We start from the raw sequence: 18,152 nt of genomic DNA on the forward strand, positions 1-18,152 counted from the left end.
TACCGACTGGTAACGAAGCTACACCGCGACGGGATACGGACACGGACAGCGTGTCGGCCCCGTCGTTTCAACCAAGCGACTGACGGCATGCCGATGGATGGCCATCGACGAACCCCGGCGCTCGCCCAGATCGAAAAGGGGACGTCCCATGGCCTATCTCGACCTCGACAATGCCTTCGCCGCGCCGGGCATGAGCCGGGCCATGGTCGTCAAGGCGCCCGTGGCGGCGGGCTTCTCCGCGCTGGAATGGAGCGTCATCGCGCTCGCCAAGCGGGATACGCTGCGCAGTCTGGCGCGGCCCAGCCGCCTGTCGCGGGCGATGGGTAGCCTGTTCGGTTTCGGCACGGCGTCCGCGCTGGCCGATCCCCGACTGGAGGCGTTGCGGCGGCTGGCCGTCCATGCCTGGCACCGCGGCTTCGCGTTGCCGGTCGCCGAGGTCGAGCGGTTCGTGGCGGCGGGCTTCGCGGCGGCGCAGGTCGAGACGCTGGTCGTCAGCGTCACCGGCCTGCGGATCGCGGAGGCTTGACGCCCCCTCACCCGCCGGTGGCGATCACATTGTCGTCGGCGTTGCGATCGATATGGGTGTTATAGGGGTCGGCACCGGCGAATGACGGTTTGGTGCGAGTGACGAGGCGGATGGTCTGGACGCCGGTGCGGATCGGCAGGCGCTTGATGGTCAGCACGTCGGTCGCGGCGAATTTCCCCCGGCCCGGCATCGCGGTGAAGGCGCCGAATTCGGCCTGTTCGGCCAGCGGTGCCTCCCGCTCCTTCCCCCGCCCGTCGGCATACAGCTTATGCGCGTCGACGGTCAGCGCGGTTTCCCAGTTTCCGTCGGGCAAACGCCGCGTCACTGCCGCCGTCGTCTTGATGTCGTAAAGCGTGATGCGGTCGAACAGGTCGGTGATGAGCGCATTCTCCGCCGGCGTCGCACCACGGCGGAACTCGGCGATCAGATCAAGACTGCGCGGATAGGGTGCGCCCTTGAACCTGTAGCGGGTGACATAGCGTTTCAGGGCAGCGTTCACGCGATCGGCGCCCAGTTCGTCCTTCAGCCGGTACATCACCAGCGATCCCTTGCGGTAATAGATGTACGGCTGGTCCTCGACCCGGTCGAGCGGCAGTTCTTCGATCACCTCGCCACCGCGGCTCTTCAGATAGCGGTCGAGTTCGTATTTCAGGAAGCGGCGGATCTGGTCGCGGCCGTACAGCTTCTCCATCACCATCAGCGCCGAATATTGCGCCAGCGTCTCGGTGAGCATGGTCGAGCCCTGATTGTCGCTGCCGACCGCCTGATGCGCCCACCATTGATGCGCCAGTTCGTGCGCGGTGACATAGGTGACATAATCGATCTTGTCGGGATCGGAGAGGTCGGCGATGAAACCGATCCCCTCAGAATAGGGCATCGTGCCGGCAAACGCCTGCGCGAACTGGGCATAATCGGGAAACTCGATGACCCGCGCCTGCCGGAACTGGTACGGCCCGAACGCCGGCTGGAAATAATCGAGGCCATGCGCAAAGGCCGCCAGCATCCGGTCGACGTTCGCACCATGCGGGGCGTCGTAATAGACCGCCAGATCGATCCCGTCATGGCGGCGATGCTTTTCGGCATAGCGCGCCGATTGCACCGAATAGAAGTTGAGGATCGGCGCATCGACCACGAACCGCGCGGTGCGGCGGCCGGCGGCGGTGGTGTCGGCCAGCTTGTAACCGGGGGCGATCGGCGTCTGGTCGGCGTCGGTGGTGACGGTGATGTCGGTGCGGACCCAGTCCATGCCATAACCGTTACGGCGCATACCGGCCAGATCCTCCAGTTTCGGCGGCCGAAGTTCCGCGGGCAGGCCATGCTTGCGCCGCTTCACCCGGTCCTGGAGCAGGTTGGCACGCGACATGCCGATGGTCGGCGCGAATTCGCTATTGTCGAGGAAGGTGCCGTTATCGACCAGCCGCGTGTCGCCGCGCCCGTTGGGAAAGCCGCGCTGGCCGCGTTCACTGCGGAAGGCGATCGTCGTGGTGGCGCCGGGCGCCAGCGGCGCGGGCAGGCGATAGATGCGATACTGGAACTTGGGATAATCGCGCAGCACCGTCGCGCCCGGCACGTCGAGTGACACCAGCCGGGTCAGGCGATCGCCCAGCCGGATATGAAGATCACGGATCGGCTGCGCCTGAAGATTGACCAGCGTCATCGTGCCGGTCGCGGTCATCTTGGGCTGATGCGGGCGCAGTTCGATGGCGAGGCGGACCGACTGGACGGCGGGTTGCGGCGTCTTCTCATACGGCAGCAGCGTCCGTTCGTAATCGGCCAGCCAGTCGTCATCGGACACGGTGGTGCGATACTCGTTCCAGACATGCGTGTTGGTATAGATCCACACGCCGGTGCCGGCGAAGACGACGAGCGCCGCCAGCGCGATGACCCCCGGCACGCCGGCCAGCCGCCGCGGCATCCGGGCGATCCGGGGCCGCAGCCGCGTCTCCGTGCCGCGCCGCCACAGCACATGCGCCAGCACGAGCAGGAAGACCGCGAACGCTGTCCAGTACAGCCGCACCCACCATGCGCCGATGCAGAAGGCGCCGGCGCCGTTCATATCCGACAGCGGTTCGGCCGGCACCCGCCCGTAATTGTAGAGCACATCGGCATAGCCGAGATTGGCGAAGGTGATGCGGGTGATGACGTAGAGGACCATGATCCCCCAGCCGACGAACTTGTGCGGGCTGAGCGCCTGGACGAAGACCGACAGGATCGCGAGCAGCGTGAAATCGACCGTCGTCGGCAGCACGTACCAGAGCAGGTATTTGCCGAATTCGATATCGCTGTAACCATGGATCAGCTGCATCACGACGCCGCCCGCGACGCTGATGAGCAGGGTCGCGAACAGGACCAGCATCACCGCCAGCGCCTTCGGGATCACGAACGCCCAGTCGGGGATCGCGCTGGCGTCGATGATCTCGTGCGTCTTGCGGTCGCGTTCGCGCCAGACCAGTTCGCCGGCATAATAGATTGCGATGATGATCGGGATGAAGCCGAACGATCCCTCCAGCAGGCGGATGACGACGCGGGTGACGGGCAGCACGGGGGTACCGAACACCTCACCCAGATCGATCAGCGCCGCCATCGCGTTGAACAGGCCGAGCGCCATCAGCACGAAGAACGCCGGGCTCCTGAACACCTGCACCATTTCCAGCCGGGTGCGGGCGCCCAGCTGCGCCCAGGCGGTCGCGCGGTCGAAGCGGGGATCGGGCAGACGGGTGACGGTCGCGGGCACCTCTTCCGCCTCCGCCCGCGCGGCCAGTCGCTGCGCGCGGCGGCTCTGGCGGGTGGGCTTGTCGGCGAAGCGGAACGTCGCGAAGGCGAACAGGAGCGCGGCGCCACCGATACCGATCGCCAGCACCCGGTTCCACAGCAACATGCCCTGCAACGGCAGCGCCATGGTGTTGCGATCGGCGGCGGTCCAGTATTTCGTCATATACGACGCCGCACCGAAGCCCAGCGGCTCGCCGTAGGCACCGACCAGTTCATAGGCCGGGTTGCGATCGAGCACGACGGTCGCGATCGTCCAGACGATCAGGAACGCGACCACGCCAATATAGGTCGCCATCATCGACCGTGTCGTCGTCGCCAGCGCGAAGAACAGTGCCGATGTCAGGAACAGGTCGGGCAGCGCCAGCCACAGATAGGGCAGCGCGTAATAGGACAGGCTGTTCGGCCCCACCTGTTCGGGATCGACCCATGGGATATGGCTGCCGATCCACACCGCCAGCGGGATCGCGAGGAAGCCCAGCGCCGCCGCGACGAACGCGCCGGTGTAGCGGCCGAAGACATAGGCGGTGCGCGTGATCCGGGTCGCGCGGACGATCGGACCGAAGCCGCTGTCGTCGTCGCGGACGATGACGTTGGCGACGAAGGCGGTCGACACGAACATGTAGAACAGGCTGAGGATCAGCATCATCTGCGCGATCGCGAACGGCGCGTTCTTGTGGACGTTGCCGCCCGATCCGATCTGGATCTGGTCCACCGTCGCCGCGCCGAACGCGAGCAGAAAGAAAATCACGACCGCGACCCAGAACACCGGGTTGCGGAGCTGATAGCGAAGCTCGAAGTTGAAAACGCCGGTAAACATGGCGGCGCTCAGGCGGCGCGACGCGAGGCGTCGAGCGTCGAGAAATATACGTCCTCCAGCCCGCCCGCGACGGGATCGAAGCCCTCGCCCGGCGATCCGTCATGCATCACATGGATGATCGTCCGCCCCGCGAACAACCGGGTCGAGATGACCTGATAGCGCGCGCGGTAATCGTCCAGCTCGCTGCGGCCGATCGCCTTTTGCCAGACATGCCCGCGTGTCCGTTCGATCAGGTCGAGCGGCGCACCCTCCAGCAGGATACGGCCCCCCGCCAGCACCGCCATGCGCGGGCAGAGATCGGCGATATCCTCGACGATATGGGTCGACAGGATAACGACGACCTCGTCGCCGATCTCACCCAGCAGGTTCAGGAAGCGGTTGCGTTCTTCTGGATCCAGACCGGCGGTCGGTTCGTCGACGATCACCAGTCTGGGGTTACCGATCAGCGCCTGCGCGATGCCGAACCGCTGGCGCATGCCGCCGGAGAAACCGGCCAGCGCCTTTTTACGGACGGTCCACAGATTGACCTGCTGGAGCAGTCCCTCGACCGTCTCCTTGCGCTCGCCGCGCCCGGCCACGCCCTTCAGCACCGCCATGTGATCGAGCATGTCGTATGCCGACACGCGCGGATAGACGCCGAAATCCTGGGGCAGATAGCCGAGCGTCCGGCGCAAGCGTTCCGGTTCGGCGATCACGTCGATACCGTCGAACACGATGGCGCCCGATGTCGGCGTCTGCAGCGTCGCGATGGTGCGCATCAGTGTCGATTTACCCGCGCCGTTGGGACCGAGCAGGCCGAACATGCCGGCCGGGATGACCAGATCGACCCCGTCCAGCGCCCGTGTGCCGTTGCCGTACACATGAGCCAGCTTGTCGATCCGCAACATCCGCCATCCCCCGATGATTCGGATGGCAAGCTAACAGGTGTGTTGCTGATGTAAAGCGCGCTAGTTCGCCAAAACGCTGAGCTATTCCGTTCGGCCTGAGCGCAGTCGAAGGCCACCTCTCCGCAAGGTGCTTCGACTTCGCTCAGCACGAACGGGGCGGGAAGGTCTGATCCGCGTGATCTGCTTCAGTGGCCCTCCGCCGCGCAGACGGCATAGCCAAACGCCGGCAGCTTGAGCATCACGCTGCCGGGCGCGACGGCGCGGGGCGCGCAGGTGCCGGCGAGCGCGGTGAACACGGTCGAGGCGGTGTCGACCTGCACTGGTTGTTCGATCGGCGTGGCGGAGGTGTTGAACGCGATCAGCACCTCCCGGCCTGTCGCCGGATCGAAGCGCGACACGGCGAACAGGCCGGGCGTCTCGCGCCGGGCACGGATCAGCATGTGGCCGCGGGTCAGGGCGGGATGCGACACGCGAAGCCTCGCCAGCCCGGCGATCTGGCGGAACAGCGGGTTGGTTTCGCCGAAGCTGGCGGTCGTGGTGGTCTTGGTCGTGCCGATCAGCCGATTGTCGTTATAGACGGCGACCTTGCTGGCGAACATGTCCTCGCGCGCGTCCTGATCGCCGTCGTCGCCGACGAAACCCTGTTCGTCGCCCGAATAGATCGTCGGTACGCCGCGCAGCGTGAGCAGCATCGCGTTCGACAGCATGACGCGCTTCAATATCTCGTCGTCCGAACTTTGCGGGAACGCGCGGCGGACGAAGGTGGCAAAGCGGCCATCGTCGTGATTGCCGCTGAAGGTCGGCAGGATGGCGGCGGTGTCGACGCCCTTGGCATATAGCGCATCGCCGTCGAACAGCGCCTCGAACGCGTCCGTCCCGCGCGTACCGGCGATGGTTTCGACCAGCGCCTGACGGAACGAGAAGTCGAGCACGGCGGGAAACTTGTCGACCACCGTATGCTGCGCGAGCACGGCGGGGCGGACGTCGTGGTCGGAGACTTCACCGAAGATATGGAAGTTCGGGATGCCGTTCGCCTTGGCGCGGGCGAGCATGGCGGGGACGAACGCCTGCCAGAATTCGGGGTTCACATGGCGGGCGGTGTCGATGCGGAAACCATCGACCTTGAACCGGTCTATCCAGCCGCCGAAGATATCGATCATCCCCGCCACCACGCGCGGATTTTCGGTCATGATATCGTCGAGGCCGGAGAAGTCGCCCATCGTCGAACTCTCGTTGCGGAAAATCGTGTCGCCGCGATTGTGGTAATAGATCGGGTCGTTCAGCCACGCCGGCACCTTCACGTTCTTCTCGGCAGCCGGGACATAGGGGGTATAGGCATAGGTCGGGTCGGTGAGCGCGGCGAAGTTGTTCGCGGTGCCGACGCCGTCGCCGACGAAGCCGGGGTTGATCGCCCTGCCCGTCACGCCGCTGCGTCGCTGATACGGATAGGCGGCGCGGTCGCGGTACAGGCACGGCACGCCCTCGCGGCATTCGCGGTACTGGATCACGTCGGCGGTGTGGTTGACGATGATGTCCATATAGACCTTCATTCCCCGCCCATGCGCCGCATCGACGAAGGCGCGCATGTCCGCCTCGGTGCCGAGATGCGGATCGACGGCGGTGAAATCGGTAATCCAATAGCCGTGATAACCGGACGATTCCTTGCCCGGCGCGCCTTGCACCGGCTTGTTTCTGAAGATCGGGCCGAGCCAGATCGCCGTCGTCCCCAGCGCCTGGATGTAATCGAGACGGCGGGTCAGCCCCTTCAGGTCGCCGCCATGATAGAAGCCCTTGTGCGTCGGATCGAACCCGGTCGTGAGCGGCCCGCCCTTCAGGCCGCCACGATCGTTGGTCGGGTCGCCGTTCTCGAACCGGTCGGGCAGGACGAAATAGATCACCTCGTCCTGCGGCAGCCGCTGGCGATAATCCGCCGCGGGCGGCGTCTGCGCCGCCACGGGGGTGGAAAGCAGCAGGGCTGCCAGAACCGTGGCGACGCTTTTCATCATGGGTTGAGGCCTTTTCGTGCTTAGAACCGGAGGCTGGCGCCGAGGTAGAATTGCCGCCCGAAGAATTGGAGCGTGCCCGTCTGCGCGGTCTGGCCGAAATAGGAACGGGTCGGCTCGTCGGTGAAGTTGTTCGCCTGCGCCAGCAACGTCAGGCCGCCGAGCGGGCCGTCGTTGGGGAATTCATAGCTCATCTGCGCATCGAACACGGTTTCGGCGGCGTTCGTCACGATCTGTTCGGACAGGCCGAACTGCGGCGCCACGAATTTCGAGCGATAGCGCATCGACACGCGGGTCGAGAAACCGCTCTTTTCGTAGAAGATCGTCGGGTTCGACACGATCTTCGACAGGCCCGGCAGCGACAACGACAACGAGTTGCCGCTGATCGCGTTGGTGATGCTGACATCAGACTGGTTGTACGAGATGTTCAGCACCGCGCCGAGGCCATCGAGCGGCGATGGCAGGAAATCGAATGTCTTCGTCACCGCCGCTTCGAAGCCATAGACGTAACCGCCATCGCCGTTGATCGGCGCGAACAGGTTGCCGGTGGTGACGACGCTGTTGAAGCCGGTGCCGGCCAGCGGCGGCGTGGTGATGCCGTTGGCGGCGAAATCGTAATTCGGCACGACGCCGCCGATCACGAAGCTCTCGATATCCTTGTAGAAGGCACCGAGGACCAGCGAGCCGCTGTTGCCGAAATAATGCTCGTACGTCGCGTCGAACTGGTTGGCGCGGAACGGCTTCAGCTCCGGGTTGCCGCCCGATCCGTCGAGCCGCGCGACGCCGCCGCCGATCCCGACAAGGTTGGTGGTGATCGAATTGCGGAAATCGAAGAAGCGTGGCCGCGAGATCTGGCGAGAAAGCGACAGGCGGGCCTGATCCTGCGGGGTCAGCGACAGGATGAAGTTGGCCTGCGGCAACCAGTCGGTGAACTTCGTCCCGCGACCATTGTCGTACCGGCCGCCATTGCCATCGGCGATCGTCGAGGACGACAATTGATCGGTATGGACGACGCGCAAGCCGATATTGCCCTTGAACGGCAGCGATCCGGCGATCGTATCGAAGTTCAGCTGGGCATAGCCGGCATAGGTCTTCTCATCGATCGTGAAGCTCTGATCGCGGGTGAAGGCCTGCGACTGATCGACCACGCGGTCGGTGCCGAGCTGTGAATCGAAGATGCTGCCGATATCGGCGACGAGGAAGTCGGGGAAGGACGAGAACTTGCCCTTGAAACCGGCGATGGTCGAATTGGCATTCGTCAGCGTGACCGGGGTGGCGAAACTGAAACTGTTGAAGCTGGTGATCGTCCGTTCCGCGCGGCGGTTGCCGTACCGGCCGCCGATATCGAACGACTTCAGGAACGGCCCGTCGATCTTGAGCAGGGCGCTGCCCGAGAACGCGTACAGGCGATCGGTATCGCGCTGCGGCACGATGTAGAAGCCCTCTAAATTGTTCGCCGCAGGATTGGTGTAGTCAGCGCTGGTCGCGAACTGGCCGACGTTCAGGCCGTCGAGCTTGTAGCTGAGCGTGGTCGGGGTCGTCGTTGTATTGCCGTTGTCGTCCAGACCCGAATTGTTGAAGAAGCTGGACGCGCGCGAATAGGAGCCGTCGGCGGTCAGGGTCAGCCGGCCGATGTCCTTCTGGACATTGCCGCCGACGGTGTAGAGACGGTCGAGCCGGTTCTCGTCCTGCTGGATCGTGCGGGTGCGGATGCCCGACGTGGTGCCGCCGACGATGGTGTTGCCGACCACCGTGGCATTGGTCAGGTTGCTGCTGGACGATTGCAGATTCTCGACGCGGATGCCGCGACGGTACACGTCCGACTTGAAGCGCGAGTAATAGCCGTCGATCAGGACACGGAAGGTATCGGTCGGCTCGTGCTGGATGCTGCCGAGCACGCCGTCGCGGGTTTCGTTGCCGCCGGACTGCACAGCCTCGAACCCGTATCCGATCGCATCGGGGCGACCGTTGTTGTCGAGATCGCGGGCCGCCGGGCTGCCGTTCTGGCCGGTGGCGGTGTAGTCGTAACCGACGAAGCGGGTCGCGACGTTCGCCTGGCGCAAGCGGGCATAGCCGAGCGCGAGGCCCAGCGTATCGTCGAGCAGCTTGGTCTGGATCGAGGCGCTGGCGCGGTAGCCGAAGCGGTCGGCGTCGGGGTTCTGTCCGGCGCGATCGTTATAGACGCCGCGCACGTTGACGCTGACCAGCGTCGAACCGGGGATGGTGAGCGGGCGGGCGGTCGTCAGTTCGACCTTGCCGGCGACACCGCCCTCGATCTGCGACGCCTTCGGGCTTTTGTAGACGGCGGCCTGATTGACGAGTTCGGACGGATACTGGTCGAATTCGATGACGCGGTTGCCGGACGTGGCGACCTGTTCGCGGCCGTTGAGCGTCGCGGAGACGAGGTCTTGGCTGAGACCGCGGATGTTGATGGCGGATGCCTGACCACCGGTGCGCTGCGAGGTGACGCCGGGGAGACGGGCGAGCGATTCAGCGATCGACACGTCGGGCAGACGGCCGATATCCTCGGCCGAGACGATCTCCGCGACGACATCGAGATTGCGCTTTACCGCGATCGACGAGCGCAGGCTGGCGCGGAAGCCGGTGACGACGATATCGGTATCCGCATCGTTCGCGCCGGGGGTCGATTCCACGACGGGCGGTGCAGCGGGATCGGCCTGGCCGGGCGTTGCCGGATCCGACTGGACAGGCATCGACACGCTAGGCGTCGCGGCGCTCTGCATCGTCTGCGGATCGTTGGAACTGGTCGCTTGTGCCTGGGCCGCGCCGGCCAGCAACAAGGCGGCGGCGAGGGCGGAGCCGCTGACCGAACGTTTCAACACGGCATGCGCGATATCGGCCGAACGCCGGGTGACCACGGTCATCTCACTTGTCCCCTAAAAGGTCCGGCTATCTTTCGTGCCGGTTGTCGTTGCTGGTAATTCATTGAAATCGGGCGGGGCGAAAGCCAATAAGCCGACATACGTATTCAACACTGCCACATCGGGGCTGTTGCTCATCCGCCACGATCCATGTCCGTGGGCGCGTTGACGGCGGGCGGTCTCCTGGTCGATGCTGGCACCCGACAAACCGTCGCCAAGGCGGTACTGACCGAGAGGATCGAACCGCCGTGACCGCGCCGTGTCAGCCGACATCCATCGAACCTGCGTCTAGCGCCGCTTCCCCGCGCCCCGTCACGGACAGGACCGGCGACCGTGCATAGGGCCGCGATGGAGAAGCCGCATCAGGGCTTTTGGGGCCTGTGGAACATCTCGTTCGGGTTCTTCGGCATCCAGATCGGCTTCGCGTTGCAGAATGCGAATGTCAGCCGGATCTTCCAGTCGCTCGGCACCTCGGTCGATGACTTGGCCTTTCTGTGGATCGCGGCCCCGCTGACCGGATTGCTCGTCCAGCCGGTGATTGGTCATTACAGCGACCGGACCTGGGGGCGGCTGGGGCGGCGTCGGCCGTATTTTCTGGCGGGCGCGATGCTGGCGACGATCGGGCTGCTGGCGATGCCGAATGCGCCCGTGCTGTGGGTGGCGGCGGCGCTGTTGTGGATGCTCGACGGATCGCTGAACATCTCGATGGAGCCGTTCCGCGCGTTCGTCGGCGATATGCTGGGCAGCCGCCAGCGGACGGCGGGCTATGCGTTCCAGACCGGCTTCATCGGCGCGGGCGCAGTGGTCGGCAGTCTGGCGCCGATCATCCTGACCGATGTGTTCCGGGTCGCCAATGTCGCGCCTGCCGGCGGCATTCCGCCATCGGTGCAATATGGTTTCTACATCGGGGCGCTGGCGCTGTTCTTCGCGGTGTTGTGGACGGTGCTGACGACGGAGGAATATTCGCCGGCGCAGATGGCGGCGTTCGAGGACGCGGATGCCGTGGAACACAGCCATGGCGGCTCGGCTATCTCAACCACCGGCGCGCGACTGGCACCGCTCTGGATCGCGATGGGGGCGATCGTGATCGCCGCGGTGGCGCAGTTCGGGCTGGACAAGCCGATGTACCTGCTGGGCGGCGGGCTGGTGGCGTTCGGCGTCGCTTTGCTCATCAGCGCCGCGCTGGTGCGATCGGGGAACGGCGACAATGTGCTCAGCCAGATCGTCGGCGACCTGACGACGATGCCGACGACGATGAAGCAACTGGCGCTCGTCCAGTTCTTCTCATGGTCGGCGCTGTTCATCATGTGGATCTACACGACGCCGATCGTCACGCAGCACGTGTTCGGGACGACCGACACCGCCAGCGCCGCGTATAATCAGGGCGCGAACTGGGTCGGTGTGCTGTTCGCGGTGTATAACGGCGTGGCGACGATCTGGGCGTTCGTGCTGCCGTCGCTGGCGGCGAAGATCGGGCGGCGGGACACGCATATCATCGGTCTGGTGTGCGGGGCGGCGGGCTTCGCGTCGTTCCTGCTGGTGCGCGACCAGTATGTGCTGATCGGATCGATGGTGCTGATCGGCATCGCCTGGGCATCGATCCTGACGATGCCCTATGCGATTCTGTCCGGCGCGCTGCCACAGGACAAGTTGGGCGTGTATATGGGGTTGTTCAACATCTTCATCGTGTTGCCGCAACTGATCGTGTCGTCGGTGATGGGCGAGGTGGTCCGCACCTTCTTTCCGGGTCAGGCGATCTGGGCGATGCTGATCGCGGCGGCAGTGATGCTGATGGCCGCGGCGGCGATGTTGCGCGTGCCCAAGCGGGCGTGATCGCCCTGCCCACTTAGCGACTTTACGCCCCCTTCCCCACCGCATACCGGCATCGGTGATTTTGCGGAACCCGAGGGAATGAACGAATGACCAGTATCAGCCGGCGTGGAACCCTGTTGGCAGGCGTCGCCCTGCTGGCCGCCTGTACGACCGGCACAGGATCGGGAGGCACGGGATCGGGCGGAACGCCACCAAGGTCCACGTTCGTGACCGTCGACGGCCTGCATTTTCGCCGCAACGGGGCGCCTTATCGTTATGTCGGAGCGAACATCTGGTACGGCGCGTGGCTGGGGGCGCAGACGGCCTATGGCGACCGGGCGCGGTTGACGCGGGAGCTGGACCGGTTGCAGGCGCTGGGCGTTCGCAACCTCCGGCTGCTGGGGTCGGCGGAGCTGTCGCCACTGAAGAACTCGATCACGCCCGGTTTTCGCGGCAGGAGCGCGACCTATAACGACGACCTGCTGAAGGGCCTCGACTGGACGCTGGCCGAGATGGCCAAGCGCGACATGACGGCGGTGATCTATCTGACCAATTTCTGGGAATGGTCGGGCGGCATGATGACGTATCTGTCGTGGGTGAACGGCGGCCGGTTCATCAACATGAACGATCCCACGCATCCCTGGCCGGAATTTCCGGACTGGAACGCCGCCTTCTACGCCAACGCACAGGCACAGGCGATGTACCGCGATTACATCCGGGCGGTGGTGAAGCGGACGAACAGCGTCACCGGCGTCGCCTATGCCACCGACCCGACGATCATGGCCTGGCAGCTGGCCAACGAACCGCGCCCCGGCGGGTCGAATGCGGTGGCGGCGGCGAACCTGCCGAACTTCTATCGCTGGGTCGACGAGACCGCGCGCTACATCAAGACGCTCGATCCGCATCACCTTGTCTCCACCGGGTCGGAGGGGCTGAAGGGATCGATCGAGCGCGAGGATATCGTACTGGCCGCGCATCGGCCGGCGTCGATCGATTACCTGACGACGCATATCTGGCCGAACAACTGGAGCTGGATGGACCCCGGCAATCTGGCCGGTACCTATGATGCGGGCGCGGCGAAGGTGGCGGGGTATATCGACGCGCATATCCGGATGGCGAACACGCTGGGCAAGCCGCTGGTGATCGAGGAGTTCGGCTATCCGCGCGACGGGCGCGATGCGTTCGACCCGTCGATCACCACCGCCTACAAGGACCGGTTCTATCGCCAGATCTATGCGGCGATCGAGGCGAATGCGAAAGCCGGCGGGCCGCTGGCGGGATCGAACTTCTGGGCGTGGAACGGCGAGGCGCGGACGCCGCATGCCGACCACCGGTTCCAGCGCGGCGACCTTGGCTATATGGGCGATCCGCCGCATGAGCCGCAGGGATGGTACGGCGTGTTCGACAGCGACGCTGGCACGCAAGGAGTGATCCGCAGGCATGCGGCGGTGATGAAGGGTCTTTGACCGTCGGTGATCGAGGGTTGCGACACGACCATCGACCGATGGTCGTGTCGCACGAAATCTATTGAACAAGAAATGTCCCGGTATTCATCGATCATATAAAATATTAGCCAACAACGGAAAATAAACAGCTGGCATCCGTTCGATCAGGACCGGTCCGTTGCCAGTTATTACGCATGGGTTTACGCTTGACGAGCGACTCAACCATGCCGGTCATCGGACTGTACGCCCACTCCGCCGGCTCCATCAGCCGCAGTATTTGTAAGCGTTTGAAAAAACAAAACAGATCAGGAGAAGGACGATGCCTCGTCATGGTATTTATCCGCGCGACATCATTCCGCCGGTGTCGGATTATTATGATTCCGGACGGTTCGGTCGGATGTTCGGCAAGCTGGTTCCGTTCGCTTCGGACACGCCGCGGATCAGAAAGGCGCTGATGGATATCGGTGCGGTCAATGGGCCGATGGATGCGCGGGAAAATCTGGCGGCCGATCCCAAGGACCTGATCGTCGACCTGAACCTGTCGGCGAACAACAACAACAATCCGAGACTATCGGCGGGGATGACCTTTTTCGGCCAGTTCCTCGACCACGACATGACCTTCGATCCGACATCCAGTCTGGAGCGTCAGGTCGATCCCGAACAGATCGCCAATTTCCGCACGCCGTCGCTGGCTCTCGACAACGTCTATGGTGCCGGACCGGGGGGTAGCCCGCATCTGTACGACCGCAGCGATGGCGACAAGTTCCTGCTGGAGGAGACCGGCACGCCGGGCAAGCACGACGTGCCGCGCAACAGCCAGCATGTGGCCCTGATCGGCGATCCGCGCGACGACGAGAACCTCATCATCTCGCAGTTGCAGGTCGCTTTCCTGAAGTTCCACAACGCGGTGGTAGACTATGTCCGCACGGAAATCGGCCTGACCGGCGGCGAGGTCTTTCCCGAAGCGCAACGGATCGTGCGCTGGCATTATCAGTGGATCGTGGTGCACGAATTCCTGCCCAAGACATGCGGCGACGCGGTGGTGACGGATATCCTGACCAAGGGCCGCAAATTCTATAAATGGCGGAACGAGCCCTATATCCCGGTCGAGTTCGCGGTCGCCGCCTACCGCTTCGGGCATAGTCAGGTACGCCCCTCCTATCGCGCGAACTTCACCGGCAATCCGGGTGGCACGCCGTTCTTCGCGATGATCTTCCGCGAGAATGCGACGCCGGCCGGCGATCCCGACGACCTGTCCGGATCGGTGCGGGCGCCGCGGCGCTTCATCGACTGGCCGACCTTCTTCGACTTCAACGACGGCCAGGTGAAGCCGAACAAGAAGATCGACACGACGCTGTCGACCGCGCTGTTCCGCCTGCCGGGGACGGTGGTGCCGCATCCGAACGCCACGTCGAACCCGGCGTCGCTGGCGCAACGCAACCTGCTTCGCCACCTGACTTTCTCGCTGCCATCCGGGCAGCGCGTGGCCAAGGCGATGAAGATAACGCCGCTGGGCAAGGACAAGCTGGCGAAGCTGGCGCCCTGGGGGCTGGATGATAACACGCCACTCTGGTTCTACATCCTGCAGGAGGCGGAAACCGAGGCGAGTGGCGAACGGCTCGGCTCCGTCGGCGGGCGCATCGTGGCGGAGGTCATGCTGGGCCTGATCGAGGGGGATCGGACGTCGTATCTGTCGCAGGACCCGGAATGGGAGCCGTTCCTGCCGACGATCGATCCGGCTCATCGACACGAGAATTTCTCGATCGTCGACCTTCTGCGCTTTGCGGGTGTCGCCTGAGCCGGTACTTCCGCGTTGTCGACGACGGGCACCGGGAGTGGCGCGATGGAGATGGGACGACGCGATGTTTTGATCGGCGCGGCGACGCTGGCGGTGACGCCGCCCGCCGCGCTGGCCGCCGGACCTGGCCGGCCGATGGGCTATGCGATCGTCGGTCTGGGCGGGTACGGCCTGGGCGTCATCATCCCGCAATTCGCGAATTGCGTGCACAGCCGGCTGGCGGCGGTCGTCAGCGGCGATGCGGCCAAGGCGAAGCGTGTCGCGGCCAAACATGGACTGCCGGATCGATCGATCTATTCCTATGCGAATTTCGATCGCATCCGTGACAACCCAGACGTCGACATCGTCTATGTCTGCCTGCCCAATGCGATGCACGCCGAATACACGATCCGCGCGGCGCGGGCGGGCAAGCATGTGTTGTGCGAGAAGCCGATGGCCGTATCCGTCGCCGAATGCGAGGCGATGATCGCCGCCTGCAAGCGCGCCGACCGCCGGTTGATGATCGGGTATCGATGCCATTTCGAACCGTTCAACCGCGCGGCGATGCGGCTGGCGCGGCGCGGCGCGGCCGGCAGGGTCCGCTATGTCCGGTCCGAACACGGCTTCGTTCAGGGCGATCCCAGGGCGTGGCGCCTGAAGAAGGCGATGGCCGGCGGTGGATCGCTGATGGATATGGGCGTCTATAGCCTGCAGGCCGCACGGTACATGACCGGCGAGGAACCGGTCGCCGTCACCGCCCGCGAATCCACCGATCGCCGCGATCCGCGCTTTGCGGAGGTCGAGGACATGATCGAATGGACGCTGGAATTCCCCTCCGGCGCGCTGGCCGGTTGCCAGTCGATGTACAGCGCCGGCCAGAACCGCATCCTGTTGATGGGCGATCGCGGGCGGATCGAACTGGAACCGGCGACGCGCTATACCGGCAACCGGCTGTGGACCGGCGAGGATGGCCGGGAGCGCGAGATCACGCCCCCGCCCGGCCCCGGCAAGACGCAGTTCGCCGGGCAGCTGGACCATCTCGCCCGCTGCGCCATGACGGGCAGCGAGCCGATCGTCTCCGGCGAGGAGGGGTTGCGCGACCTGCGGATCATCGAGGCGATCTATCGCTCCGCACGGGAAGGCCGGACGATCCGGCTGGTGTGAAGACCCCGTCCGTGCCGCCGGATCGGATGGCGATCGGCGATTGTTGGACGCGGGTTATTGCGACATAGCCGGTGCCATGTCGGTATCGTCTCACAGCGTCCCCCTTCCCCCGGTGCAGGCATGATCGGTTATCGGCCCAGTCGTCGCGCGGTGATCGGCGGCGGTGTAGCACTGGCGGCGGCGCGGGGGGCGCTGGCGCAAAGTGCGGCGGGGCTGGCCACCGGGCCGGTGCGGCCCACATGGGACTCGCTGGTCCATCACTATCGCTATCCGGACTGGTTCCGCGACGCGAAGTTCGGAATCTGGTCGCACTGGGGTCCGCAGGCGGTGCCGGAGCAGGGCGACTGGTACGGCCGCTTCATGTATATGCAGGGGCATCCGATGTATCGCCATCATCTGGCGACATATGGCCACCCCGCCGATACCGGCATGATCGACATCCAGAACCGCTGGACGGCGGCGGCATGGGACCCGGAGGCGTTGATGAAGCGCTTCACGGCGGCAGGGGCGAAGTATTTCGTGTCGCTGGCGTGCCATCACGACAATCTGGACTGCTACGACAGCAGCCATCATGCCTGGAACACGCTGCGCGTCGGGCCGAAGCGCGACGTGGTGGGCATTTGGGAAAAGACGGCACGGGCGGCGGGACTGCGCTTCGGCGTGTCCAACCATGCGGCGCATGCCTGGCACTGGTTCCAGCCGGCCTATGCCTATGACCCAGAAGGACCGCGCAAGGGCGAGCGGTACGATGCGTATCGGCTGACCCGAGCGGACGGGCGCGGCAAATGGTGGGACGGGCTGGACCCACAGGAGCTTTACACCGGGCGGCATATGGTCGCTCCGGACGGCATCGACAGCATCGCGGCGATGGATGCGTGGCATGACCAGCATGACGGGCAATGGATGGAACATGGCCCGCCCGCCGATCCGCGTTACGCCACCAACTGGCTGTTGCGGCAGGCGGACCTGATGGCGAAGTACAAGCCGGATTTCTGCTATTTCGACGATTACGAACTGCCGTTCGGCGCGGTCGGGTTGGAGGCGGCGGCGGATTACTACAACCGGTCGATCGAGTGGCACGGCAAGATCGACGTGGTGCTGACCGCCAAGCAATTGAAACCCTATGCCCGGTTCGGGCTGGTGCAGGATGTCGAGCGCGGTTTCTCCGACCATCTGTGGGACGAGCCGTGGCAGACGGATACGTGCATCGGCGACTGGTTCTACAACCGGTCGCGCTTTACCGATCGCAGTTACAAGAGTGCGGCCGATGTGCTGCAGCGGCTGGCGGATGTGGTGTCGAAGAACGGCAATCTGCTGCTGTCGGTGCCGCAGCGTGGCGACGGGACGATCGATGCCGAGGAGGAGAAGATCCTCGACGGGCTGGCGGCATGGATGACGGTGAACGGCGAGGCGATCTTCGGGTCGCGGCCCTGGCGGGTTTACGGCGAAGGGCCGACGGTGCTGGCGACGGGGATGCAGAACGAGGGCGGGTTCAAGGGCTTCACCGACCGCGATGTGCGCTTCACGGTCAACAAGGGGGCATTGTACGCGCTGTTTCTGGCGCCGCCGGCCGGAGAGGCGGCGATCGCGGCATTGGGTTGGGATCGGTGGCGCGGTGGCGCGATCGAGCGGGTGACGTTGCTCGGCGGCGGCACGGTGCCGTATCGGCAGGATGGCGCGGCGCTGCGTCTGGATTTGCCGCGCGGGCTGGGGACGGTGCCGGTCGTGAAGATCGAGGGTCGGGGTATTTCGGGATAGGCCGCCCGGACGCGGAAAGTCCCGAAAGTCACGCTCACGTACGTGTACGCGCGGGCGCGCTCGCGCGAGGGATGCGTTGACGGTGAGAAATAGCGGTCGTGGGGCGGCTATAATCCAGCGCGTCGCTGTAGGACATGGCGCATCCGCCGTGGTCGAACCCCGCACGGCAATTCCGGGGAGGAGGCGTATTCCCCCCTCCCCGGCGACTTCATCAGGGTCGTGCTCGATCGACATCGGTCGCCCTCACCCTTCCCGCCCGGCTGCGCCGGGCGGGCCCCTTCCCTCTCCCATCGGGAGAGGGAGAACGCC

The 18,152-nt window shown here is 64.9% G+C and carries 11 protein-coding genes; 6 read left to right on the plus strand and 5 right to left on the minus strand.

Features of this window, described 5'->3' with window-relative positions:
• The first annotated feature begins 148 nt into the window (after window positions 1–148).
• Window positions 149–526, plus strand: a complete 378-nt coding sequence (locus JAO74_RS08395) for a hypothetical protein (protein WP_199036968.1) — start codon at window positions 149–151, stop codon at window positions 524–526.
• Window positions 527–533: 7 nt separating this feature from the next.
• On the opposite strand, the gene JAO74_RS08400 is transcribed toward JAO74_RS08395, so the two are convergent.
• The 5 genes from JAO74_RS08400 to JAO74_RS08420 form a co-directional block, all read right to left on the minus strand.
• Window positions 534–4,115: an ABC transporter permease/M1 family aminopeptidase gene (locus JAO74_RS08400; protein ID WP_199036969.1), complete on the minus strand. Its 3,582-nt coding sequence runs from the start codon at window positions 4,113–4,115 to the stop codon at window positions 534–536.
• An 8-nt stretch (window positions 4,116–4,123) separates the two neighbouring features.
• On the minus strand, window positions 4,124–5,002 hold the full coding sequence (locus JAO74_RS08405) for an ABC transporter ATP-binding protein (RefSeq protein WP_199036971.1): 879 nt from the start codon (window positions 5,000–5,002) through the stop codon (window positions 4,124–4,126).
• Window positions 5,003–5,187: 185 nt separating this feature from the next.
• The gene (locus tag JAO74_RS08410; RefSeq protein WP_199036973.1) at window positions 5,188–7,008 is read right to left on the minus strand and encodes an alpha-amylase family glycosyl hydrolase; all 1,821 of its coding nucleotides are present in this window, start codon (window positions 7,006–7,008) and stop codon (window positions 5,188–5,190) included.
• 20 nt (window positions 7,009–7,028) lie between these two features.
• The gene (locus JAO74_RS08415; protein ID WP_199036975.1) at window positions 7,029–9,890 is read right to left on the minus strand and encodes a TonB-dependent receptor; all 2,862 of its coding nucleotides are present in this window, start codon (window positions 9,888–9,890) and stop codon (window positions 7,029–7,031) included.
• Between the two features lie 12 nt (window positions 9,891–9,902).
• The gene (locus JAO74_RS08420; RefSeq protein ID WP_199036977.1) at window positions 9,903–10,160 is read right to left on the minus strand and encodes a hypothetical protein; all 258 of its coding nucleotides are present in this window, start codon (window positions 10,158–10,160) and stop codon (window positions 9,903–9,905) included.
• A 75-nt stretch (window positions 10,161–10,235) separates the two neighbouring features.
• On the opposite strand from JAO74_RS08420, the gene JAO74_RS08425 reads away from it, so the two are divergent.
• From JAO74_RS08425 to JAO74_RS08445, 5 genes are all read left to right on the plus strand, one after another.
• Complete coding sequence (locus tag JAO74_RS08425) at window positions 10,236–11,720, plus strand: MFS transporter (protein WP_199037380.1); 1,485 nt, start codon at window positions 10,236–10,238, stop codon at window positions 11,718–11,720.
• An 86-nt stretch (window positions 11,721–11,806) separates the two neighbouring features.
• Window positions 11,807–13,165, plus strand: coding sequence for a glycoside hydrolase 5 family protein (locus JAO74_RS08430; protein WP_199036979.1), 1,359 nt, complete (start codon window positions 11,807–11,809; stop codon window positions 13,163–13,165).
• Between the two features lie 298 nt (window positions 13,166–13,463).
• Window positions 13,464–14,942 carry a peroxidase family protein gene (locus JAO74_RS08435; RefSeq protein WP_199036981.1) on the plus strand — a complete coding sequence of 493 codons (1,479 nt, stop codon included), beginning with the start codon at window positions 13,464–13,466 and terminating at the stop codon, window positions 14,940–14,942.
• 45 nt (window positions 14,943–14,987) lie between these two features.
• Complete coding sequence (locus JAO74_RS08440; protein WP_199036983.1) at window positions 14,988–16,085, plus strand: Gfo/Idh/MocA family protein; 1,098 nt, start codon at window positions 14,988–14,990, stop codon at window positions 16,083–16,085.
• 120 nt (window positions 16,086–16,205) lie between these two features.
• Window positions 16,206–17,843 carry an alpha-L-fucosidase gene (locus JAO74_RS08445; RefSeq protein WP_199036985.1) on the plus strand — a complete coding sequence of 546 codons (1,638 nt, stop codon included), beginning with the start codon at window positions 16,206–16,208 and terminating at the stop codon, window positions 17,841–17,843.
• Window positions 17,844–18,152 lie beyond the last annotated feature (309 nt).

It is taken from the genome of Sphingomonas mollis (assembly GCF_016427505.1).
GTDB lineage: Bacteria > Pseudomonadota > Alphaproteobacteria > Sphingomonadales > Sphingomonadaceae > Sphingomonas > Sphingomonas mollis.